The 21,440-nt window shown below is 64.4% G+C and carries 20 protein-coding genes and 1 pseudogene; 2 read left to right on the forward strand and 19 right to left on the reverse strand.

Translation table 11 applies throughout. The features are described from left to right. Positions 1-2: 2 nt before the first annotated feature. From ACVW1B_RS29300 to ACVW1B_RS29340, 9 genes and pseudogenes are all read right to left on the reverse strand, one after another. Positions 3-215, reverse strand: coding sequence for a hypothetical protein (locus tag ACVW1B_RS29300; protein WP_050382779.1), 213 nt, complete (start codon positions 213-215; stop codon positions 3-5). 168 nt (positions 216-383) lie between these two features. Then, complete coding sequence (locus ACVW1B_RS29305; protein WP_057017936.1) at positions 384-854, reverse strand: GNAT family N-acetyltransferase; 471 nt, start codon at positions 852-854, stop codon at positions 384-386. Between the two features lie 32 nt (positions 855-886). Beyond that, positions 887-1,723 (reverse strand): annotated as a pseudogene (locus ACVW1B_RS29310) (IS5 family transposase). Between the two features lie 84 nt (positions 1,724-1,807). Then, positions 1,808-2,398 carry a glutathione S-transferase family protein gene (locus ACVW1B_RS29315; RefSeq protein WP_057017935.1) on the reverse strand — a complete coding sequence of 197 codons (591 nt, stop codon included), beginning with the start codon at positions 2,396-2,398 and terminating at the stop codon, positions 1,808-1,810. An 82-nt stretch (positions 2,399-2,480) separates the two neighbouring features. Further along, entirely contained in the window at positions 2,481-3,365 is an 885-nt protein-coding gene (locus ACVW1B_RS29320; RefSeq protein WP_229190707.1) for an outer membrane protein, read from the reverse strand. Between the two features lie 202 nt (positions 3,366-3,567). Continuing rightward, on the reverse strand, positions 3,568-4,416 hold the full coding sequence (locus ACVW1B_RS29325; RefSeq protein ID WP_176937006.1) for an outer membrane protein: 849 nt from the start codon (positions 4,414-4,416) through the stop codon (positions 3,568-3,570). A gap of 301 nt (positions 4,417-4,717) precedes the next feature. Next, the gene (locus ACVW1B_RS29330; RefSeq protein ID WP_456822615.1) at positions 4,718-5,968 is read right to left on the reverse strand and encodes an MFS transporter; all 1,251 of its coding nucleotides are present in this window, start codon (positions 5,966-5,968) and stop codon (positions 4,718-4,720) included. A gap of 305 nt (positions 5,969-6,273) precedes the next feature. Next, positions 6,274-7,620, reverse strand: coding sequence for a phosphoglucosamine mutase (gene glmM, locus ACVW1B_RS29335; RefSeq protein WP_016846677.1), 1,347 nt, complete (start codon positions 7,618-7,620; stop codon positions 6,274-6,276). Between the two features lie 215 nt (positions 7,621-7,835). Beyond that, entirely contained in the window at positions 7,836-8,015 is a 180-nt protein-coding gene (locus tag ACVW1B_RS29340; RefSeq protein WP_310883277.1) for a hypothetical protein, read from the reverse strand. Between the two features lie 141 nt (positions 8,016-8,156). Between ACVW1B_RS29340 and ACVW1B_RS29345 the strand changes: the two genes are divergently transcribed. Further along, a complete protein-coding gene (locus ACVW1B_RS29345) occupies positions 8,157-9,293 on the forward strand; it encodes an alpha-hydroxy acid oxidase (RefSeq protein WP_016846679.1) in 1,137 nt (378 codons plus the stop codon). A 224-nt stretch (positions 9,294-9,517) separates the two neighbouring features. On the opposite strand, the gene ACVW1B_RS29350 is transcribed toward ACVW1B_RS29345, so the two are convergent. The 7 genes from ACVW1B_RS29350 to ACVW1B_RS29380 all read right to left on the reverse strand — a co-directional run bounded on the left by ACVW1B_RS29350 (position 9,518) and on the right by ACVW1B_RS29380 (position 17,159). Further along, positions 9,518-10,621 (reverse strand): IS4 family transposase, encoded by a 1,104-nt coding sequence (locus tag ACVW1B_RS29350; RefSeq protein WP_076824845.1) that lies wholly within the window; start codon positions 10,619-10,621, stop codon positions 9,518-9,520. A gap of 195 nt (positions 10,622-10,816) precedes the next feature. Beyond that, complete coding sequence (locus tag ACVW1B_RS29355; protein WP_092085248.1) at positions 10,817-11,425, reverse strand: single stranded DNA-binding domain-containing protein; 609 nt, start codon at positions 11,423-11,425, stop codon at positions 10,817-10,819. 260 nt (positions 11,426-11,685) lie between these two features. Next, positions 11,686-12,264 carry a hypothetical protein gene (locus tag ACVW1B_RS29360; protein ID WP_176937008.1) on the reverse strand — a complete coding sequence of 193 codons (579 nt, stop codon included), beginning with the start codon at positions 12,262-12,264 and terminating at the stop codon, positions 11,686-11,688. 117 nt (positions 12,265-12,381) lie between these two features. Continuing rightward, positions 12,382-13,224 carry a shikimate dehydrogenase gene (locus ACVW1B_RS29365; protein WP_456792936.1) on the reverse strand — a complete coding sequence of 281 codons (843 nt, stop codon included), beginning with the start codon at positions 13,222-13,224 and terminating at the stop codon, positions 12,382-12,384. Between the two features lie 31 nt (positions 13,225-13,255). Further along, on the reverse strand, positions 13,256-13,897 hold the full coding sequence (locus tag ACVW1B_RS29370) for a YoaK family protein (RefSeq protein ID WP_253606879.1): 642 nt from the start codon (positions 13,895-13,897) through the stop codon (positions 13,256-13,258). Positions 13,898-14,036: 139 nt separating this feature from the next. Next, positions 14,037-16,085, reverse strand: a complete 2,049-nt coding sequence (locus ACVW1B_RS29375) for an elongation factor G (protein WP_310883281.1) — start codon at positions 16,083-16,085, stop codon at positions 14,037-14,039. 159 nt (positions 16,086-16,244) lie between these two features. After that, on the reverse strand, positions 16,245-17,159 hold the full coding sequence (locus tag ACVW1B_RS29380; protein WP_253606877.1) for a LysR substrate-binding domain-containing protein: 915 nt from the start codon (positions 17,157-17,159) through the stop codon (positions 16,245-16,247). Between the two features lie 124 nt (positions 17,160-17,283). On the opposite strand from ACVW1B_RS29380, the gene ACVW1B_RS29385 reads away from it, so the two are divergent. Then, positions 17,284-18,216: an alpha/beta fold hydrolase gene (locus ACVW1B_RS29385; protein ID WP_456822616.1), complete on the forward strand. Its 933-nt coding sequence runs from the start codon at positions 17,284-17,286 to the stop codon at positions 18,214-18,216. Here the strand turns inward: ACVW1B_RS29385 and ACVW1B_RS29390 are convergent. The 3 genes from ACVW1B_RS29390 to ACVW1B_RS29400 form a co-directional block, all read right to left on the reverse strand. Then, the gene (locus ACVW1B_RS29390; RefSeq protein WP_168859258.1) at positions 18,213-18,695 is read right to left on the reverse strand and encodes a DUF992 domain-containing protein; all 483 of its coding nucleotides are present in this window, start codon (positions 18,693-18,695) and stop codon (positions 18,213-18,215) included. The two genes, ACVW1B_RS29385 and ACVW1B_RS29390, sit on opposite strands and share 4 nt — an antisense overlap. Positions 18,696-19,015: 320 nt before the next feature. Beyond that, entirely contained in the window at positions 19,016-19,537 is a 522-nt protein-coding gene (locus tag ACVW1B_RS29395; RefSeq protein ID WP_456822617.1) for a DUF992 domain-containing protein, read from the reverse strand. A gap of 243 nt (positions 19,538-19,780) precedes the next feature. Continuing rightward, on the reverse strand, positions 19,781-20,983 hold the full coding sequence (locus ACVW1B_RS29400) for a pyridoxal phosphate-dependent aminotransferase (RefSeq protein ID WP_028340563.1): 1,203 nt from the start codon (positions 20,981-20,983) through the stop codon (positions 19,781-19,783). Between the last annotated feature and the right edge of the window lie 457 nt (positions 20,984-21,440).

The raw sequence follows: 21,440 nt of genomic DNA on the forward strand, positions 1-21,440 counted from the left end.
CGTCAAGAAAGTTCGGACTCGTCTGGAACAATCCGGGCATCACGGCTGATTGATGGGGCGTCCTCGACCTGCTGGATCGTCTCCTGATCGAGCAAATCTGCCGCCAGAGTCATGATCTTAACTGCCCTGCGCCGGCTCGATACTTTCAGAATGCGCTTCTCGCCGGCCTGCACGATGTATTCGTTGCCGACCCGCACGATCGAATAATCCGACATTCCAATCCCCAGTTGCCCGCCGCCCCGTGGGAGACGTCCGACATACCGGACTCGTTCCGGTCCGTAAAATCACGGAGACCGGCTTAGTTTATTGGCTGTTAACCGGATCGCAGACTATCCGCTGCTGCAGGTATTGGCGGGTAGATGGCACAACTTATTGCACGCGATTCAAAAGCGAATCGTCATCCCGACATGGCTGCGCGCGAACCCGAGCCGTTCATAGAAGCGCTGCGCATCGACCCGCGTCTGATGCGTCAGCAGCTCGACGAGCATGCAACCTCTCGCGCGCGCCTCCGTGACCGCCCACTGCACGAGCTTCTCGCCGATGCCGCGGCTGCGGCAATGCTTTGCGACGCGAACGTCCTCGAGCAGGCCGCGCGAGCCGCCCTGCGAGCTGATGCCCGGCAGAACCGCGAGTTGCAGACAGCCGACGACGACGCCGTCCCCGTCGACGGCGACGACGAGCTGCAAATTGGGATCGCGCTCGACCCGCGCGAAGGCCTCGTAATAGCTTTGCGGCAGCGGATCCTCGATCCGCTCGCGCGCACTGCCGAGCGGATCGTCCGCAAGCATGCCGACGATGGCGGCGACGTCTTCGCGGCGAGCGCGGCGGATCGTGATGGATGAAGCTTCAGTCATGGCGGCATTCACCTGAGAGTCTGACTCATAAATCACCCAACCTTAGCTGCAGCCGCGAGTCTGCGGGTCAGGAGCCTGATGTGTGCAATCAGCAGCCAGGCAGCTTCGGTTGCCACCGTCGCCTCGAAGTCCTTGGCGAGGCGGCGGCATCTGCCGAATCAAGCGAATGTGCGTTCAACCACCCACCGCCTCGGCAGAAGCTGGAAGCCTTTGACGCCTTGAGGCCGCTCGACGATCTCGACAGTCCATGGACCGCAGTCTGAGAGCGCGTCGAGGAGTTGATTTCCGCGGTAGACCCGGTCGGCAAAGACGTGGCGCAGCCGGGGGAAGTTCATCCGCACGTTCTTCAGCAGCGGTACGGCGCCATGGCAGTCCTGAACGTTGGCGGGATGAACATGAACCCCGAGGAGGAGGCCATTGGTATCCGTCACAATGTGCCGCTTGCGGCCGTAGATGCGCTTGCCTGCATCGTAGCCGCGCGGTCCACCAGCTTGGGTGGTCGGCGCACTTTGACTGTCGATCACGGCTGCCGTCGGCTTCGGTGTCCGTCCAAGCTTTTTTCGCGCCCGTCGGACAAGCACGCTGACAATCCTCTGCCACCGGCCTGTATCCCGCCATCTATAAAAATAGCCCTGCACCGTCGAATAGGGCGGGAACTCCTGCGGCAACGCCCGCCACTGGCAGCCGGTCGAAACGATATAGAGGATCGCTTCGATCACACGACGCAGCTCCGTCTTACGCGGCCGGCCGCGCCGGTTCGCTCGCGGCAACAGGCGTCTGATCAGCGCCCACTCCGCATCGGTCATATCGCTTGCATAACGCAGATCGTCCCGCCGATATTGCTCCCGAGTGATCTTGGTCCAGGGCATCGTGCTCTCCCTCGAATCTTTGCAAATCCGATGGAATCACACCCCACTGAGATCACTCACCCATTTTTCAGTCAGGCTCTGAGGTCAGCGGACCGGCGGCAGCGCGAGCACGCGCTCGGCATCGGCGATCCAGCGACGGATCACGGGATAGCGCGCGAGTTCGAGGCCGCCATCCTCCGCGACACGGGTATAGGCGAGCAGCGAGACGTCGGCGAGCGAGAACGCGTCTCCGACCAAAAATTGCGTCCCCGCAAGATGCCGCTCCAGATGATCGAGCGCGACATAGCCGCGCTTGATGAGATTCGGATCGATCTCCGAGATGGCCTTGCCGAGATACACGGCCTGAAAGCGGCAGACGGCCACATAAGGCTCGTGGCTGTTCTGCTCCCAGAACATCCAGGCATCCATCTGCGCCGCGCGATAGGGATCGCTCGGGATCAGGTCGCTGCCGCGCGCGAGATAGCGGATGATGGCGTTGGATTGTGCCAGCGTGCGGCCGTCATCCAGCTCCATCGTCGGCACTTGGCCCCAGCCGTTTCGCTTGAGGAATTCCGCGGTCCGGCTGCCGCCCTTCATGGTGTCGATCTCGACCCATGTGTACGGCAGCGCCAGCCTGTCGCACACCCATTTCACCTTCAGGCAGTTGCCTGAATTGGCGTCGCCGTAGATTTTCATGTGATCGCGCTCCGCACCGTGTGGCGACAGAGCAGCAGTCGCTCCCCGGTCTGTCAACCGTCGCCGGCTACGGCAGCGGCGATCAGAACTTGTAGCCGGCGCCGACCCGGAAGCTGTTCATGTCGACGGCGATATTCTTGACCGCCGCGAAGCGCACATATTCCCACTCGCCGCGGAGAAACAACCCGCCGACCACGCAATATTCAAGCCCGAGGCCCGCGGTCCAGCCGACCGCATAGTTGTTCACCCGCTGCTCCGTCTGGGCGGCGCTGCCTGAGCCCAGGTAGTCGTTATGCTGAATTGTAACGGTGTTGTTGCCGACCGTCTGGGTCTCGGCCCAGGCATCGTACTTGTCAAACGACACCGTCGCCGAACGCGACACGGACATGCGTCCCACCGCAACACCGCCGAACATGTAAGGCAGGAAGTTGCCTGCCGCCCATCCGGCGCGTCCGCGGAAGGTCGTGACATCCTTGACCTGCAAGGCGGCGCTCCCCGACAACGTGGTGTTGTAGGTGTAGGTGTGCCCGCTCGGAGGAGTCTCGCCCTTGGGATTCACGATCTGCCGCGTCATCGAGTCGCCCGCCGAACTTTCGAGGCCGTTCAGGTAATTGTAGTTGGCCTCGACGCCGAGCACGACGTCGTCCCATTGCCAGTTGCGGCCGACGAACGCGCCGAACCCGTTGCTCTGCGCATGGTTCTTCGGCAGCAGGGCCCAACCCGAAACCGGGTCGGCCAGAACGCTCTCGCGCAGCATGAAGGAGGTCATCGCGCTTGGCGCGTGGCTGAAATCGATGTCGCCGGAGGAATAGCCGATCTGGCCGCCGACGTACCATCCTTCCCAGTTTCCGCTCCTGCTCGGTGCATCGACATAGGAGCCGCGCAGGATCGGAAAGTCCGGCAGGTCGGCAGCCTGCGCGCCGGTCACCGTTCCAATCATCATCGCCGCCAGCACCAACCTACGCATTGCAACGCTCCATCCACCGCACCGATTTCGCGTTTGATCATCGCCTGTTAACCTTAACCAATCGTTGTCGCCGCCCGTTTTCGAGCACGCAAGTTGCAGAAGTGCGCGACATGACGCGGCAAGTTCGCGACATGACGCGGCAAAGAAAAACGGCGCGGGATGGTCCCGCGCCGTTGCAATCGTTAACCGTGAAGGCCCGAAATTAACCCTTGCGGATCAGCGGCGGCGGAGGCGGCGGCGGCACGTCGCAGCACGGCAAGTTGAAGCGCACGCCGAGCTTCACGTCCTGCGAGGTGATGTCGCGGTACTGGAAGCTCGAGGGACCGGCCGGCGTGCCGTCGAAGAAGTGACCTTGGCCGTGGGCGGCAGTGCCCATGTCGAGGTAGCGATAGGCCAGTTCAACCGTGAAGTTGTTGGTGACCTTGTAGGCGACACCAGCATGCAGCGCCCAGGCGAAGTTGGTCTTGGTGGCGCCATCGGCGATGAAGGAGCTGGTGAGGCCCGACCCGCTCGGGAACGTCGCGACGTCGGAGAAGGCCGAGGTCTTGATCGTCGCGGCACCGACACCGGCACCGATGAACGGGGTCAAACAGCCCCAGGTGCCGAGATCAGCGTAGACGTTGACGAGGCCAACCCAGCTCTGGATGCCGCCATGATAGGCGTCGCTCAGCGGGCTGGGCCCGGGGAACGTGAAGAAATCGGTGCCATTGAAGCTCACCTTCGAGCGATACTCACCGGTGATGTCGGCGCGGAACCAGCTGTTGAACTGATAGCCGACGCCGATGCCGTAGAGCACGCCGCCGTCGAAGCCGTGGCCATACTGGTTGAAGGCGGTGCCGGCCGGCAGTGTGTCGTAGGCGTTGACGTGCAGCTTGGCCTGGGTGTTGGTCATGCCGATGTCGCCGCGCAGATACCAGCCGCCGAAATCCTGGACCGGCGGAGGAGCATACGCCATCGGAGGCGGCGGCATGATGGGCATGTCGGCGGCGAACGCCGCCGAGGACAACAGAGATGCCGCACCGGCGGCAATCAGGGTCTTTACGCTACGCATTGGCTTCGTCCTTTTGGGCCAAGTGAGGCGACACGAAAGCCCCACGTCTGAAACTCACGGCCCGGACGATGGCAGGAAATGTTTAAGCGGCACTTAACCCTAATTTTTAAGGTTGATTTTCTCTCACCTTTCTCTGCGGCTGTCGCTTATGGGTCCATAAATGACGCAGGTTGGCGACGAAACATCGCGATCCCGCCACAAGTGCTAATGAAGCGTTGACGCATCCGCGCCGTTCGCAAGGCACGCGAGCCGGGTGTGTTAGCGAATGCTTAACGCGGGCGTCGCGTCCGCGGCCGAGCGTTCAGCGCACGGCCTGCGGCATCCTCGGCAGGAACACCGCGAGCAGGCCGATCGCCGGCAGGAAGGCGCACAGCTGATAGACGAAGGCGATCGAGGTGTGGTCGGCGAGCTTGCCGAGCACGGCGGCGCCGAGACCGCCGATCCCGAAGGCGACGCCGAAGAACACGCCAGAGATCATGCCGAAGCGATGCGGCATCAATTCCTGCGCGAACACGATGATCGCCGACGTCGCCGACGAGATGATCAAACCGATCACCACCGTCAGCACGGCGCTGGCGAACAGGCCGGCATAGGGCAGCGCCAGCGTGAACGGCAGCGCGCCGAGGATCGAGAACCAGATCACGTATTTGCGGCCGAAGCGGTCGCCGAGCGGACCGCCGATGAATGCGCCCGCGGCATTGGCGGCAAGGAAGACGAACAGATAGAGCTGCGCCGCCTGCGTCGAGACGCCGAACCGGTCGATCAGATAGAAGATGTAATAGCTCGACAGGCTCGAGACATAGAGCTGCTTGGAGAACAGCAGCGCGACCAGCACGATGAGCGCGATCTTCACGCGCCGCTGATCCGGATGGTCGGGATGCCGCGCGATGGCGGCCGTCTTCTTGCCCGATATCTGCGGCTTGTACCAGACGCCGATGCGCCAGAGGATCACGATGGCAAGGAACGCGATCGAGGAGAACCAGGCGATCGAGGGCTGGCCGAACGGCACCACGATCAGTGCTGCGAGCACCGGTCCCATCGAGGTGCCGAAACTGCCGCCGAGCTGGAACACCGATTGCGCGAAGCCGTAACGTCCGCCTGACGCCAGCCGCGCGATGCGCGACGATTCCGGGTGGAACACTGCGGAGCCGAGGCCGACCAGCGAAGCCGCGATCAGGATGACAGCATAGGTGTGCGCAACGCTGAGCAGCAACAGACCGAAAAAGGTGAAGCCCATGCCGATCGCAAGCGAGAACGGCTGCGCCTTCTTGTCGGTGAAATGCCCGATCAGCGGCTGCAGCAGCGACGCCGTGAACTGGAACGCCAGCGTGATCATGCCGATCTGCGCGAAGTCGAGCGCGTAATTGTCCTTCAGGATCGGATAGACCGAAGCGATCAGCGACTGCATCGTGTCGTTGAGGAAGTGCGAGAAGCTGATGCCGGCAAGCACGACATAGGCCGGTCCCGCAGCGGCGGCGACCTTCGCGGCCGTCAACTCCGGCACCGGCACCGGCTCGCCCAGCGCCTGTTTGCTCACGACGGGTTTGTTCAATGCAGCATTCCCGGACAGATTCGCAAAAATACCTCCGTGTCGTACGACGCGGAGGTGAGGCAAACCAGTTGCGTTAGCCGATGGCAGCGATGCGCTGTGTGGCCAGCCGGCGGCCAAACTCTATCCCCGTCACCCTGAGGAGCGCCAACGGGTCCGCGCAAAGCGCGGCCCGATGACAGGCTCAGCGCGTCTCGAAGGGTCCACGGCCCGGCGCTCGCCACATTGCGACAATGGGCCGTGCATCCTTCGAGACGCGCGCAAGGGCGCGCTCCTCAGGATCACGAGCTGACGAGGCCGGACGGGGCTTAAGCCGCGGCGGCGTGGCCGAGTGCGCTGACGATGTTGTCGACGACCTCTTCCACCAGGATACGATCGTCGCCCTCGCCCATGACGCGGATCACCGGCTCGGTGCCGGAGGGGCGGATCAACAGACGGCCATGGCCGTTGAGGCGCTTCTCGCCGTCGGTGATCGCGGACTTGACCTCGGCGTCGTCGAGCGGCTTGCCGCTGCGATAGCGCACGTTCTTCAGGATTTGCGGCAACGGGTCGAAACGCCGGCAAATCTCCGACACCGGGCGGCGCAGCTTCTGCACCACGGCCAGCACCTGAAGTGCCGCGACGAAACCGTCGCCGGTCGTCGAATAGTCCGACATGATGATATGGCCCGACGGCTCGCCGCCTAGATTGTAGCCGCCGCTCAGCATCTGCTCGAGCACATAGCGGTCGCCGACCGGCGTGCGGACCATCTGCAGCCCGAGGCCCTGCAGGAAGCGCTCCAGCCCGAGATTGGACATCACGGTCGTGACGATGCCGGGCTTGGCGAGGCGCCCCTCCTCCTTCCAGCTCTGCGCTATCACCGCGAGCAGCTGGTCGCCGTCGACGATGTGGCCGCGCTCGTCGACCAGGATGACGCGATCGGCATCGCCGTCGAGCGCTATGCCGATGTCGGCGCGCATCTCGCGCACCTTCCGCGATAGCGCTTCCGGCGAGGTGGAGCCGCATTCCTTGTTGATGTTGAAGCCGTCGGGTTCGACCCCGATCGGCACCACGTCGGCACCGAGCTCCCACAGCGCTTCCGGCACCACCTTGTAGGCGGCGCCATTGGCGCAATCGACCACGACGCGCAGGCCGTCGAGCGAGAGATCGCGCGGCAGCGTGCGCTTGGCGAATTCGATGTAGCGGTCATGGACGCCGTCGATGCGGCGGGCACGGCCGAGGCTCGCGCTCTGCGCCAGGCGGCGGTCGAGCGATTCGTCGAGCAGCTGCTCGATCTGCTTCTCGACATCGTCGGACAGCTTGAAGCCCTGCGGGCCGAACAGCTTGATGCCGTTGTCTTCGAACAGATTATGCGACGCCGAGATCATGACGCCGAGATCGGCGCGCATCGACTTGGTGAGCATCGCGATCGCCGGGGTCGGCATCGGGCCGACCAGCAGCACGTCCATACCGACCGAGGTGAAGCCCGCGACCATCGCGTATTCGATCATGTAGCCGGACAGCCGCGTGTCCTTGCCGATCACGACGCGATGGCGATGATCGCCACGCTGAAACACCAATCCCGCGGCCTGCCCCACCTTGAGCGCGAGCTCCGGCGTGATCAGTCCATTGGCGCGGCCCCGAATTCCATCGGTCCCGAAATATTTGCGGCTCATGTAACCCCCAACACGGACCTCTCGAACCACCCGGCGAGAGAGTCCTGAACGCCTACCAGTCTAGCGTGCATCGGCCTTATAGACTGCCAGGCGCTAAAAGGACTTCAAAAAATATGATGAATCATTACCGGGGCTAAACCCCGTGCCTCTACATTAAGGCACTGAAAGATATAACATTATTACTCTTTCGGCAACCTAGGGAACGAACGTCGTCCCTACCCTTTGCCGGTGCGCTTGACGTGCTGGTCACCCTTGGTAGGGGCCGGCTGGGTGACATTGACGGGGTCGGAACCGGGAAACGTCTCCTCCAGCCCCTCCTCCAGGGCCTCGTCGAGCCGGCGCTTCTCGGTGTTCTCGTCTGCTTTTGCTTTCGGTTTGGAGCCTGATTGGGTCATCGCGCTCTCCCATCCGTCTTCGATTTGGCAGCTCCCCCATCCATGCTAGATGACGGCAAGATCGAACACCCGCAAGACTTGCTGCCTAAACAAGGCTCGCGACATCGAACTTGCGATACAGAAGAAGGGCCGGGACCGTCCATGAAGCACATTACCTGCATCGAAGATCTGCGCCAGCTGCACAAGCGCCGGGTGCCGAAGGCGTTTTTCGATTATGCGGACCGCGGCTCCTACACCGAGGATACGCTGCGCGCGAATTCGGAAGATCTGCAGCAGATCAAGTTCCGCCAGCGCATCCTGGTCGATGTGTCCAAGCGCACCCTGGCGACCACGATCCTCGGCGAGCCGGCCGCGATGCCGCTGATCCTGGCGCCGGTCGGCCTGCTCGGCATGCAGCATGGCGACGGCGAGATCTATGCCTGTCGTGCCGCGCAGGCGGCCGGCATTCCCTTCACCCAGAGCACGATGTCGATCTGCTCGATCGAGGACATCGCGGCCGCCGTCGACAAGCCGTTCTGGTTCCAGCTCTACGTCATGAAGGACCGCGGCTTCATCAAGTCGCTGATCGAGCGCGCGATCGCCGCGAAATGCTCGGCGCTGGTGTTGACCGTCGACCTGCAGGTGATCGGCCAGCGCCACCAGGACATCAAGAACGGCATGACGGTGCCACCGGAATGGTCGCTGTCGAAGCTGATCGACTTCGCGACCAAGCCCGCCTGGGTGTCAGGCGTGCTGCAAGGCAAGCGCCGTACCTTCGGCAACATTGCCGGCCACGTCAAAGGCACCGAGGATCTGACGAAACTGTCGGAATGGACCGCCTCGCAGTTCGACACCTCGCTGAACTGGAAGGACATCGACTGGATCCGCAGCATCTGGCCGGGCAAGCTGATCCTCAAAGGGATTCTCGACGTCGAGGACGCCGAGCTTGCCGCCAAGACCGGCGCGCAGGCGATCGTGGTCTCCAACCATGGCGGCCGCCAGCTCGACGGCGCGCCGTCCTCGATCGAGGTGCTGCCGGAGATCGTCGATGAGGTCGGCTCGAAGCTCGAGATCATGTTCGACGGCGGCATCCGCACCGGCATGGACGTGATGCGGGCGCTGGCGCTCGGCGCGAAGTCCTGCATGATCGGCCGCGCCTATGCCTATGGCCTCGGCGCCGGCGGCCAGGAAGGCGTCGCCAAGGCGATCGATATCCTGGGCAAGGAGCTCACCACCACGATGGGACTGTGCGGCGTCAACACCATCGCCGAGATCGACGATCACGTGCTGGCGGTGTGAGGCAATCGCCATCCGGCCCACAGTCGTCGTCCCGGCGCAAGCCCATAGGCGCTAAGATAGTTTGATCATAGTCTGATAGTGGCGCTTATGTCTGGGTGGCTCGCGTAGATGTCGCCGGAGAGCGTGACTGGCTCTGCAGAGTAGAGCGATTGCGGGCTGTGGAATGATCGCTTGCCGTAGCGAAGCTACGAGCTGGCGCAGCAGACGCCACGTCACTGGGTGGGTCAGGCGGCGTCGGCCAAGCGGGGAGAGTCTTCGAGTTCGTCGACGAGCGGCTCGAGCAATAGAATGATCAGCAGATGAGCGAGGATATGGGGTCTGGCGGACCGCTCGTCGGTTCCGGGAGGTCCCTTCAGGCCAATCAGGCTTTTCAGCCGCTTGAAGCCGAGCTCAATGCGCCATCGCAGCCGATAGAGGGCGAGGATATCTGCAGTCGTGAAGTCCTCTGGCCTGAGTGAGGTCACCAGGATCACCCAATCTGCGGCGTCAAGTGTTTGCCTGGAGAGCTGATGACCTCCCTTTTGTGCAGTCCGGCGCGCCTTGCGTCGCGCAGCCGCAGCAGCTTGCGCCGGCTTCTTCGCGGCAACCAGACGCACTGCGAGCGGCGGCGCACCTGACTTGCGCTTTATCCAAATCGGCCGATCGATCAGGCCACGCGCCGAGGCGTTGCGCAGTTCGGCAGTGAGGTCAACAAGATTACCTTCGGCATCGAGCCAGCGCGCGCTCTTCCAGCCGGCCCGGATCACGAAGTCCGCATCGGCATCGACGAGATGCGCCATGCGCTCCGGTTGCAGATAGGCGCGATCGGCAAGACGGATCTCACCGGCAACCGCCGGTATCCGATCCAGCGTCTCGCCCGCTCGCTGATCGGTCAGTTCGAAGTGACCAAAGCGCTCCTGCGGAAGATCGAACGCGCTATGGATACGCCACACTGCGTTCTTGTTCCTGCCGCTCGTCCCAGCCTTGGGGACCGTCGTGGCGTCAACAATACGGATCAGACGACCGCGGCTCGCCTTCGGCGCCGCGGCGGCAAGCGCCTGCTCGACCAAGATTGCCAGCCAATCTCCGCACTGACGTAAGCGATACAACAGAGCCACGTTGGAGATATCGACAAGCCCAACCGACGTGGCCCATGCCGCCGTCAACCGCAGCCCTTTCTCACCAAGGCAATAAGCCAAGATCAGGCGCAGCAAGTCGACCGCATTGCTGATCTCCCGCGGACGGACAAACGCCTTCGTCTTGCGCGCGCTAATGTTCAGAGCCTCGGCTCCGCCAAGTCGGGCGACAACGCGCGCCCAATCTTTGTTCACAAGCGATTCGTGTGCCATTCCATCTTGGAATCACAAGCGAATCCAAGGCGCAAATCCTATTTTAGCGCCTATGGGCGAAAGCCGGGACCCATAACCACAGCCGTGCGAGACTAGAACACGGCTGTGGCCACAGCTCTTCTCAACAATCGTCATCGGTGGCTATGGGTCCCGGCTTTCGCCGGGACGACGTGTTGAGAGAGGTCGCGCTTCGCCTCACATCGGCGGCGCAATCCCGTCGCGGCCGACATTGACGCGGTTGGCTTCCAGCGTGCCGTCGTCCTTCTTCAGCGCACCGAAGATGATGATCTTGGCGCCCGGCTTCAGCTCCGACTTGTCGCCGGCGACGAAGGTGACGACCGGGGTGTCCGGCGGCACCACGACTTTCTTCTCGCCGTCCTTGTACTTCACCGTGATGTTCTGGCCGTCGGTGCCCTTCACGGTCTCGGCGACGGTGGCGTTGGTCATGGTCGAGTTGGCGCGCAGGTCCCACGGGCGGAAGCCCTCGGCGGCGCCGCGCTGGTTCTCCGGGAAGATGTGAACCGCGATCGCCTTCTGCGTTCCGTCGGGTTCGGGCATCGCGGTGACGCCGATATAGGAACCGGGCTTGATCTCCGACAGATCGGTCTTGGCGACGCCGAACACCGCGACGTTGTCGGTGGTCCGCACCTTCATGTCGGCGCCGTCGCGCGACTTGATCGACAGCATGGCGCCGTCGACGGCCTCGATGGTGCCGCGGATGCGCACCGCCGGCGGCTGCTGCGCGGATGCAGCCGAGGCAAAGGCAACAAGAAGCAATGCGGCGAACAGCGTCGATTTCGGCATGGTGTCCCTCATGGGTTTGGCTGGCGAATCAGGGAACACCGGGGAGTTGAAGGTATTCCGTGCGGCTACCTCCCGTTCGCGGGAAAGGTGACCGTTCAACAACTACGGACCGGATGAGGGGGCCGTTACTGCGATAACGGACAGGTGATGCGTTTGCATGTTGTGCCGTAGCCCGGATGGAGCGGAGTGCAATCCGGGGACCGCCTTCCTGGGAAGATTCCCGGATTTCGCTCCGCTCCATCCGGGCTACACGCTGCGCGTCACATCGGCGGCGTAAGCCCGTCGCGGCCGACGCTGACGCGATCGGTCTCAAGCGAGCCGTCCGGCAGTTTCTTCATGAAAGCGATGACCTTGGCGCCGGCCTTCAGGTCCGCCTTGTCGCCGGGAACATAGGTCACGACCGGCGTATCGGGTGCGACCTCCACCTTTTTCTCGCCGTCCTTGTATTTGACCAGCAATGTGTGGCCGTCATTGCTCACGACGGATTGCGCGACGGTCGCATTGGTCATGCTGCTGTTCGGCTTCAGATCGTAGGGCCGCGAGCCTTCGCCGGTGCCGCGCATGTTCTCCGGGAAGACATGCACCTCGACCGCCTTCGGCGTGCCGTCGGGGCCGGGCACGGTGGTCGTGCCGATGAAGGAACCGACCTTGATGTCGGACAGCGCGACCTTGGTGAGACCGAGCACCACCATGTTGCCTGCCATGTGCAGCTTGACGTCCTCGCCGCTGCGCGACTTCACCGCGAGCGTGTCGCCGTCGACGCTCTCGACGGTTCCCCGCACCCGGGTCGGCGTCGGCGGCTGCTGCGCGAGCGCGTAGAGCGTGGACACCGTCACCATCGCAAGCGCGATGAACGGCCGAATGAGATGAGAGCGGCTGGCAGGCATGACTGATCTCCGGGAGGGAACGCGGGGGGACTAACACCAGACCCCGTTCCGGAGATGCTATTCCAGGCCTCAAGTCTTTGTGAGATCGGCTTCAACAAGCGCACGCAGTTCCGGCGTGACCTGCGGACGCCGCCCGAACCACAATTCGAAACCGCGCACCGCCTGGTGCAGCAGCATGCCGAGTCCATCGGCGGTCTTCAGACCACGCGCCTCTGCCGCCGCAAGCAGCGGCGTCACCAGCGGCACATAGACGAGGTCGGAGACAACCGCGCCCTGCGGCAGCAGGCCGACATCGACCTCGAGCGCGGGCTGACCATGCATGCCGAGCGAGGTGGTATTCACCAGCAGGCCGGCGCGCGGCAGCAGCCCATCAACCTTGTCCCAGGTCGCGGGATGAACCCGCGCGCCGAATTGCCCGGCCAGCGCGCGGGCGCGATCGATGCTGCGGTTGACCAGATGCACGCGCGCGATGCCGCGCTCGATCAGGCCGAACACCACCGCACGGGCCGCGCCGCCGGCGCCGAGCACCAGCGCGTCCTCCGTCTTGTCCCAGCCGGGCGCGCAGGCGTCGAGATTGTTGATGAAGCCTTCGACATCGGTGTTGGTCGAGCGCAGCTCGCCATCGGCGAACCACAGCGTGTTGGCGGCGCCGACGGCACGGGCGCGCTCATCCGGTGCCGACAGCGCCAGCGCGCGCTCCTTGTGCGGAATGGTGACGTTGGCGCCGACGAAGCCGCGCAGCGACAGGCGAAACAGGAAATCCTTGAAATCCTCCGGCGGCACCGCCTCGATCACATAGCCGCCCTCGATGCCGAGCGTGCGCAGCCAGTAATGATGGATCAACGGCGAGCGGGAATGCGCGGCGGGCCAGCCGATCAGGCACGCGGCGCGGGTTTTGCTTGAGGACGTCATGATGGTGACATCGGCCAAGGCGGGCGCGCTGTCAATCCGTCCGCTTCGCGGTTGCGGCAACCAGCGCGCTGAGGGCGAACGCGGCGGCCGCGGCAAACCAGATCGCCGCGAGGTTGATCCAGCCATAGGCCAGCGCGCCGGCGAGCGCGCCCGCGACCAGCGCCGCCCACAGCAGCAGGTTCGGCAGCCAGGCCCAGCCCGCACCGCCGGTGAGCGCGGCGGCGATCAGCTGGCCGGCCTTCACCAGCGCCCCGGTGACGTAGGTGAGGCCGAGCCCGGCGCCGCCTTCGAGCTGGAATACGGCGTTCTCGAGCCCCATCGCCAGCACGATGGCGGCGACCGCGGCGTTCGACAGACCATAGGCATAGGCCACCGCCGCCGCCGTGAGCAGCCACGCCTCGACGAGCAGGAGCAGGGGCTGGCGATGGGCCAGCGCGCTGAGCACGATCAGGCTGCCGGCTGCGGCGCCGGCGACGAACAGCACGATCAGTTCCAGCGCTTCCAGGGCATGCTGCCAATGCCCCTCGGCCAGCGTCACGCCAAGCCGCGTCGAGTTGCCGCTCATGAAGGAGACGAACAGCCCGCCGAGATGCAGATAGCCGATGCCGTCGACATAGCCGGCCATCGCGCTGAGCGCGCAGGCCAGCGCCAGGTTACGGCGGGATTCAAGCATGACGGTGGAAACTGCGTCATAGGAAGGGAATCACGGGCGCTATCTTGGCCCGTCATTCCGGGGCGATGCGACAGCATCGAACCCGGAATCTCGAGATTCCGGGTCTGGTCCTTCGGACCATCCCGGAATGACAATTCGATCACGCCGCGTCGCGATGCGCGGCGATGATCTGGTCGGCGGCGCGGCCCGTCACTTCGGCCATGCGGTCGAACTGGCGGGTGAAGGTGCCGGCGCCGGCGGTGGCGGAGCGCAGCTCGACGATCAGGTCGCCGATCTCGGATTCCGGCATCGTGGCGCGGACGCAATCCCAGCCGATCCAGCCGTCGCGGGTGTCGAAGCCGAGGATCTGGCCGCGGCGCGCCGACAGGATCGCGTTGATCTTGGCGGTGGCGTCGGTCGGGCAGACGATCTCGACCATGTGGATCGGCTCCAGTAGCACTGGCTGGCACTGCGGCAACCCCTCGCTGACCCCGATCCGCGCCGCGGTACGGAACGCGAGATCGGACGAGTCGACGCTGTGATAAGAACCGTCGGTCAGCGTGACGTCGACGTCGATCACGGGGAAGCCGAGCGGGCCGCGCGCCAGCGCGTCAACGACGCCCTCTTCCACCGCGCCGATATAGTTGCGCGGCACCGCGCCGCCGACCACTTTCTCGTGGAATTCGAAGCCGGAACCACGCGGCTTCGGCTTGATGTCGAGCACGACGTCGCCGAACTGGCCGTGGCCGCCGGACTGCTTCTTGTGCCGGCCCCGCTGGGTGATCGGCTTGCGGATGGTCTCCTGGTAGCCGATCGCCGGCGGATGCGATTTGACGTTGACGCCGTAGCGGTCCTTCAGCCGCTCCTGCGCCACGCGCAGATGCATCTCGCCCTGCCCCCACAGCACGGTGTCGTGGGTGCGCGGGTTCTGGATCATCGTCAGCGAGGGATCTTCCTCGTTCAGCCGCAGCAGCGCCTGGCCGAGCTTGACGTCGTCCTTGCGGTCGGTCGCGGCAATCGAGATCGACAGCACGGCCGCGGCCGGCTCGACCTTGACCAGCGAGGCCGGCGCGGTCTTGCCGCCCGAGACCGTATCCCCGGTCTTGATCGCATCGAGCTTGCCGAGCGCAACGGTGTCGCCGGCCTCGGCCTGCGGCCGCTTGCTGTCATGCCCGCCCGAGACCGCGAGGATGCCTGAGACGCGTCCGCTCTCGCCGCTTGAGGATTGCAGCGTCGCGCCGTCGTCGAGCCGGCCCGCAAGCACGCGCGCCAGCGACAGCTTGCCGCCGTGCTGCAAGTGCACGGTCTTGAACACGTAGGCCAGCGCATCCTTCTGATCCTTGATGCCGAGCCGATTGGCGCTCTCGGCGACGCCGGGCGCCTCATGGCGCAGCGCCTTCATCAGGCGCAGCACGCCGTTCTCGCGGCTCGCAGCGCCGAGCAGCACCGGACAGATCTGCCCTTCGCGCAGTTCGCGGGCGAGATCGTCGAACACGGCATCGCGCGGCGGCTGGATATCCTCCAGCAACTGCTCCATCAGCGCGTCGTCGTGGTCGGCAAGCTTCTCCAGCATCGAGAAGCGCGCTTCCTTCTCGCGATCGAGATTGCCGCCCTCGAGCGCCATTACCTCCGACGGCTTGTGCTCGCGATAGACGAAGGCGCGCTCCAGTGCGAGATCGACAAAGCCTTCGATCAGATCGCCGTTCCAGATCGGGATCTGGCGCAGCACCAGCGGCACGCGCGACGCCGGCTGCAGCGTCGCAAGCGTCTCGCGGACGCGCTTGTTGGCGCGGTCGATCTTGTTCAGGAACAGAAAACGGGGAATTCCGAGCTCCTCGAGCTCGCGCAGGATGATCTGCAGCTGCGGCAGCTTTTTCTCGTCGGCTTCGCAGACCACGACCGCGGCATCGACTGCCGGCAACGCTGCACGCATATCGTGCGCGAATTCGATCGAGCCGGGACAATCGATAAAGGTGTAGCTGTCCCCCATAAAGGTGGTGGTGGCGGCGGTCAGGCCTACGCCCATCTTGTGCTGACGCGCCTCGGGGCTGGCATCGCCGACGGAGGTTCCGGCATCGACGCTGCCGGCAGTTTTAATGGCGCCAGTGCGCGCCAGGATCGCTTCCAGAAGTGTGGTTTTACCGCTTTGGAAAGGGCCCACCAATGCGATGCACCGTGGACCTCGGGGACTTCTGACGTCTTGTCCCATTGCCGCCTCCTCGTTTTGGAGCTCGGCCCATGATTGGGTCGGCGACCGTTTATGCTCTGCCTGCGTTTGACATTTGGCAAGCGGGAAAACGTCGCTGCGGTGCGGCGTCGCGGAGGTTTGCAATTCCGAGCCATCGTCCGGACAATTGCATCCGCTGCGTCAGTTCCTTCGCGCAAGTCCCGGAGAAATCTCGCGCCAGCGTGTCGCAAGGTCGAGCAGACGCTGCACGGCGGGCGAGACATCTTCTTCACGCCACGCAATCGTGAGCGGCGCCGTCACCGCCGGCGCGGCCAAGCGGACATACGCCACGCCGCGACCGGTCTGCGCGCGTGCCGCGGCCTCCGGGACGAGCGATACACCGACGCCGGCGGCGATCAGGCCAATCGCAGTTTGCAGATGCAGTACCTCCTGCGCGAGTCGCGGCGTGAATCCGGCGGCCTGGCACGCGGCGACGATCAGGCCGGTGACCGATGGCGCCGGCCGCGCCGGATAGAGCACGAAGGCATCATCGGACAATTCGGCAAGCGCAATGTCGTCCCTCTCGGCAAGCGGATGCGCGCGCGGCAACGCCGCGACATAGGGCTCCTCCAGGATCAGGCGCTGGGCAAGACCCGCCTCCGGCAATAGCGCCGGGCGTGCGAAGCCGACATCGATCCGGCGTCGCCGCAGCGCTTCGGCAATCTCGGCCGCCAGCATCTCGTCAAGCACGAGCTCGACGTCGGGACAGGCGTCGCGATAGCTGCCTATGATATCGGGCAGACCGGCGAACATCGCGGAGCCGACGAATCCGATCGCGAGCTTGCCGGCTTGGCCGCGCCCGACGCGCCGCGTGTCCGCAACCGTGGCCTCAAAATTTGCGAGCAGGGAGCGGGCGCGCGCAAGCAGCAACTCGCCCGCCTCGGTGAGCCTGACAGGACGGCTATTCCGCTGCAGCAACGTCACGCCGAGTTCGTCCTCGAGCTGACGGATCTGCTGGCTCAGCGGCGGTTGCGCGATGTGCAGCCGCTCGGCCGCGCGGGTGAAATTCAATTCCTCGCCGAGCGCCACGAAATATCTGAGATGTCGCAATTCCATGCCGTCGGTATAGCACGGCGGCGGGTACCGTCAGTCATACGCAATAGCTCTGCAACCGTATCGAACGAGTATTGGACCGGACGCGCGAACGCGGACAGCCTGCGGCAAAGCACAGGGAGTCCCCATGACGGCGCTGGAAAAAGCCTTCGCGGAAGCAGCCGCGGCAGGCATCACGCAACAGAAGATCGATATCGGCGGCCTGCGCGTCAACATCGCGCGCTTCGGCAAAGGGCCGCCGCTGCTCCTGCTTCACGGCTGGCCGGAGTTCTGGCTGGTGTGGCGCCCGCTGATGCTGCGCCTCGGCGACAGTTTTGAACTGATCGCGCCGGACTTGCGCGGCTGCGGCGACACCGGCAAGCCGACACCGGGGCCCGATGCGTCCGCCACCGCGGAGCGCCACGCGCTGGACATGTTTGCCGTCATGGACGCGCTAGGTCATGACCGCTTCGGCGTGATCGGCGGCGATCTCGGCGCCTATGTCATGCAGGCGATGTCGCATCGACAGCCGCAACGGCTGATCGGCACGCTCTATCTCTGCACGCCCTATCCGGGCCTCGGCCATCGCTACGGCCAGCCCGGCCACCTGATCGAGGTCTGGTATCAATACTTCCAGCAACTGCCATGGGCCGCGCAATTGGTCGGAAGCTCGCGCGAGTCATGCCGGCTCTACTTCCGGCATTTCCTCGACCACTGGTCGGGCGACGATCCCGCGGTGTTCGGCGACCTGCTGGAAGCCTATGTCGACAACTTCATGAAGCCGGGCAACATCCAGGGCGGCTTCGACTGGTATCTCTCGTCCGCGCCCAATCGTCGGCTCTGGCTGGAAGGCAAGCTGCCGGCGCAGCCGCGCATCGACGTGCCGTCGCGCTTTCTCTGGGGCCGCCGCGATCCGTTGATCGCGCCCGAATGGTCGGACAGGTTGGGAGACTATTGGAGCGAACCTTCGATCAGGTTCGTCGAGAGCGGGCACTATGTTCACGCCGAGGCGCCCGGGATCGTTGCCGAAGAAGCAAGCGGCTTCTTCGGCAAGCTGATCAACCGCACGGACGCGCGTTAGCGGCCCGGACGCAGCTCCAGGCTTTCGAGGCCGGCGGCGATGTTGATGCCGACCTGGCCCTGCACGCTGAGCGGCTGTAGGGCGATCGTGTTGTCGGAGCCGCCGACCAGCACGTTACCGCCGACGCCGACACCGAGCGTCGCACTGCCCTGCGCGCCGGCATAGTTGCCGGAGAGCGCACCCGGCCCGAGCCGCTCCACCGGCGCATAGACGCCCCAGGCCAGCGCCGATTCCTGGGTGATGCCGAGATCGATGCCGACCTTCTGGATGGTCGCGATGTAGCGATCCTCAGGCAGACCATTGGCGCGCAGCACGCAACCGAGATGGGTCACGGAACCGACGATGAAGCCAACGCTCGCGCCGCCGCGGCATTCAAGGACGCCGACCTGCACGCGCTGGATCGGCTGTTGGGCGCTGGCGCCAACGATTGCGGTCAGCGTGGCAATGGCAGCACCGGCGAGGCGAGTGAAGCGACGCATGTTGGGAAGTCTCCGGCTGAGAGGCATGACGCGAGCAGAGAACCGAACGGCGCCGTGTCTGCGGCGCCGTTCGCATCCTATGCCACAACATCGAACGTCCAGCCAGAATTTGCGGTGCCCGGCCACCGATTGTCAGGAGATGTTGCGGCGCTGCTATGTTCCTCAGCGTCTGCCGATTGATCGAGCAACGGACAGCAAACAACAGACAACAAAAAAGAGGCCCGCTTTCGCGGGCCTCTTTGATCGGACACCGACCAGATTAGAGCGTTTTCGAGCGAAGTGGATACCGGTTCGCGTGAAGAAAACGCGTTAAGACAAATCTAGTGGTGGTGATGATGACGGTGGTGACGATGATGACGGCGCGGACCGCCGTAGACGACCGGCTCGAGATCGATCCCGGCGATGCCGGCCGCAACGTTGAGGCCGGTCTGGCCCTGCACGCTGACCGGCTGCAGTGCGTAGGCATTGTTCGGGCCGCCGAACAGGAAGTTACCGCCGGCACCGAGGCCGACCGAGGCGTTGACGCCGACGCCGCCGTAGCTGCCGGCCAGCGCACCGCGCGGGAGCTGGGTGGTCGGCGCGCTCACGGCCCAGGCGAGCTGGGTCGTCGCGGTGACGCCGAGGTCGACGCCGATCCGCTTCACGGTCGCAACATAGGGCTCCGGCCGACGGCCGCCGCTCTGAAACACGCATTCGAGGCGCGCGACAGAGCCGACAACGAAGCCGACATTCTCGCCGCCCTGGCATTGCAGGACCCCGGCTTGAACCTGAGGCGCCGCGTTGGCGGTGGCGAACGGCGCCAGCAACGCAAGCGCTGCAAGGGTGAGGGTCGAAAGTCGCATTGAACTGTCTCCGCAAGGTGAACTGAATTTGCGCGGCGGACAGGAAGGAAGGCTCGTGTCCAAAACAAGGCAGCGCGCAAAGACGCCGTAAAAACTTCCCGCGTGTGGCATCGATGTTCGCACACACGCGCGTGAGGTGAGCAGGATGTGATTTGACTCGTCGAATCTACCGGCGCGATTTCAGCACACAAACAAAAACGCTCCCGCACCAGGTGCGGGAGCGTTTCTTGATTTCGGATCGAACTACCGCAGATTACCGCAGAAGCGCTGGATGCGCTTGCAGGCATCCTCGAGATCGGAAGTCTTGGTGGCGTAGGAGATGCGGAACGCGGGGCCGAGCCCGAATGCCGATCCCTGCACCACGGCGACGCCTTCGCTCTCGAGCAATTCGGTGACGAACGCCTCGTCGTTGTCGATCAGCTTGCCCGACGGCGCCTTCTTGCCGATCGTGCCGGCGCAGGACGGATAGACGTAGAACGCACCTTCCGGCCGCGGGCACTCGATGCCGCTCGCCTGGTTGAGCATCGACACCACGAGGTCGCGACGTTCCTTGAACACCTTGTTGTTCGCGGCGATGAAGTCCTGCGGACCGTTGAGCGCCTCGACCGACGCCCATTGCGCGATCGACGACGGGTTCGAGGTCGACTGCGACTGGATCGTCGCCATCGCCTTGATCAGCTGCGCCGGGCCGCCGGCATAGCCGATGCGCCAGCCGGTCATGCAGTAGGCCTTCGACACGCCGTTCACGGTCAGCGTGCGGTCGTACAGGCTCGGCTCGACCTGCGCCGCCGTGGTGAAGACGAAGTCGTCATAGACGAGGTGCTCGTACATGTCGTCGGTCATCACCCAGACATGCGGATGCTTGACCAGCACGTCGGTGATCGCCTTGAGCTCGCTCTTCGTATAGGCCGAGCCGGTCGGGTTCGACGGCGAGCAAAGGATCACCCACTTGGTCTTCGGCGTGATCGCCTTCTCGAGATCTTCCGGACGCAGCTTGAAGCCGGTCGAGGCCGGGCACACCACCGGCACCGACTCGCCGCCGGCGAGCGCCACCATCTCGGGATAGCTGACCCAGTACGGCGCCGGGATGATCACCTCATCGCCCGGATTGATGGTCGCCATCAGCGCGTTGTAGAGCACCTGCTTGCCGCCGGTGCCGACGATGACCTGGTTCGGCTTGTAGGTCAGGCCGTTCTCGCGCGCGAATTTGTTGATGATGGCTTCCTTGAGCTCCGGAATGCCGCCGACATCGGTGTACTTGGTCTTGCCGGCCTCGATCGCGTGGATCGCTGCGAGCTTGATGTTGGCGGGCGTGTCGAAGTCAGGCTCGCCGGCGCCGAGGCCGATGACGTTGCGGCCCGCGGCTTTCAGCGCGCGTGCTTTGTCCGTGACCGCGATCGTCGCGGACGGCTTCACACGGTCGAGCGCAGCGGACAGGAAGGCCATTATCATCTCCTGGCAAACGTCGTGAGCCGTAGGGCCACGACTTGATTTGAATGGGATCGCGGCACCCTAGGCCTGTCGCCGCTGCACCGCAAGAAGCTTGGCGGTAAAGCACGAAAACTTTCCCGCATGGCTCGCGGCGCGCGCAATTTTCCGCAAGTTCCGGCACCGGATGACTCATATCCGGCAAGCCCGCTCCGGTCTTGCCGGAGGGCCCTTCGGCGGCATGCGCCAGCGCGGATTGCTCCGAGGACAATGCCGCGCGGCAACCTGCCTGACAGCGCTAACGGCGGGTCGTCAACGCAGACCGGCGCGTCGTGCCGCCAAGGATGGCGCGTTAAGGTTTGTGAATTTCAGCGCGCCGGCCATGGTCGCGACCTTGGCGATCGACCGGCACCGTGCAGAGCGTCGCGCAGGCGTGATCCGAGTTGTTCTGCCGTGTGGATGGAATCGTTCTGCA

It is taken from the genome of Bradyrhizobium sp. USDA 4502 (assembly GCF_054063355.1).

What these genes read in the sequence shown, in the direction of transcription:
- ACVW1B_RS29300 (WP_050382779.1), bottom strand. Translation starts at nt 215, where the DNA reads ATGTCGGATTATTCGATCGTGCGGGTCGGCAACGAATACATCGTGCAG.
- ACVW1B_RS29305 (WP_057017936.1), bottom strand. Translation starts at nt 854, where the DNA reads ATGACTGAAGCTTCATCCATCACGATCCGCCGCGCTCGCCGCGAAGAC.
- ACVW1B_RS29315 (WP_057017935.1), bottom strand. Translation starts at nt 2,398, where the DNA reads ATGAAAATCTACGGCGACGCCAATTCAGGCAACTGCCTGAAGGTGAAA.
- ACVW1B_RS29320 (WP_229190707.1), bottom strand. Translation starts at nt 3,365, where the DNA reads ATGCGTAGGTTGGTGCTGGCGGCGATGATGATTGGAACGGTGACCGGC.
- ACVW1B_RS29325 (WP_176937006.1), bottom strand. Translation starts at nt 4,416, where the DNA reads ATGCGTAGCGTAAAGACCCTGATTGCCGCCGGTGCGGCATCTCTGTTG.
- glmM (WP_016846677.1), bottom strand. Translation starts at nt 7,620, where the DNA reads ATGAGCCGCAAATATTTCGGGACCGATGGAATTCGGGGCCGCGCCAAT.
- ACVW1B_RS29340 (WP_310883277.1), bottom strand. Translation starts at nt 8,015, where the DNA reads ATGACCCAATCAGGCTCCAAACCGAAAGCAAAAGCAGACGAGAACACC.
- ACVW1B_RS29345 (WP_016846679.1), top strand. Translation starts at nt 8,157, where the DNA reads ATGAAGCACATTACCTGCATCGAAGATCTGCGCCAGCTGCACAAGCGC.
- ACVW1B_RS29350 (WP_076824845.1), bottom strand. Translation starts at nt 10,621, where the DNA reads ATGGCACACGAATCGCTTGTGAACAAAGATTGGGCGCGCGTTGTCGCC.
- ACVW1B_RS29355 (WP_092085248.1), bottom strand. Translation starts at nt 11,425, where the DNA reads ATGCCGAAATCGACGCTGTTCGCCGCATTGCTTCTTGTTGCCTTTGCC.
- ACVW1B_RS29360 (WP_176937008.1), bottom strand. Translation starts at nt 12,264, where the DNA reads ATGGTGACGGTGTCCACGCTCTACGCGCTCGCGCAGCAGCCGCCGACG.
- ACVW1B_RS29365 (WP_456792936.1), bottom strand. Translation starts at nt 13,224, where the DNA reads ATGACGTCCTCAAGCAAAACCCGCGCCGCGTGCCTGATCGGCTGGCCC.
- ACVW1B_RS29370 (WP_253606879.1), bottom strand. Translation starts at nt 13,897, where the DNA reads ATGCTTGAATCCCGCCGTAACCTGGCGCTGGCCTGCGCGCTCAGCGCG.
- ACVW1B_RS29375 (WP_310883281.1), bottom strand. Translation starts at nt 16,085, where the DNA reads ATGGGACAAGACGTCAGAAGTCCCCGAGGTCCACGGTGCATCGCATTG.
- ACVW1B_RS29380 (WP_253606877.1), bottom strand. Translation starts at nt 17,159, where the DNA reads ATGGAATTGCGACATCTCAGATATTTCGTGGCGCTCGGCGAGGAATTG.
- ACVW1B_RS29385 (WP_456822616.1), top strand. Translation starts at nt 17,284, where the DNA reads ATGACGGCGCTGGAAAAAGCCTTCGCGGAAGCAGCCGCGGCAGGCATC.
- ACVW1B_RS29390 (WP_168859258.1), bottom strand. Translation starts at nt 18,695, where the DNA reads ATGCGTCGCTTCACTCGCCTCGCCGGTGCTGCCATTGCCACGCTGACC.
- ACVW1B_RS29395 (WP_456822617.1), bottom strand. Translation starts at nt 19,537, where the DNA reads ATGCGACTTTCGACCCTCACCCTTGCAGCGCTTGCGTTGCTGGCGCCG.
- ACVW1B_RS29400 (WP_028340563.1), bottom strand. Translation starts at nt 20,983, where the DNA reads ATGGCCTTCCTGTCCGCTGCGCTCGACCGTGTGAAGCCGTCCGCGACG.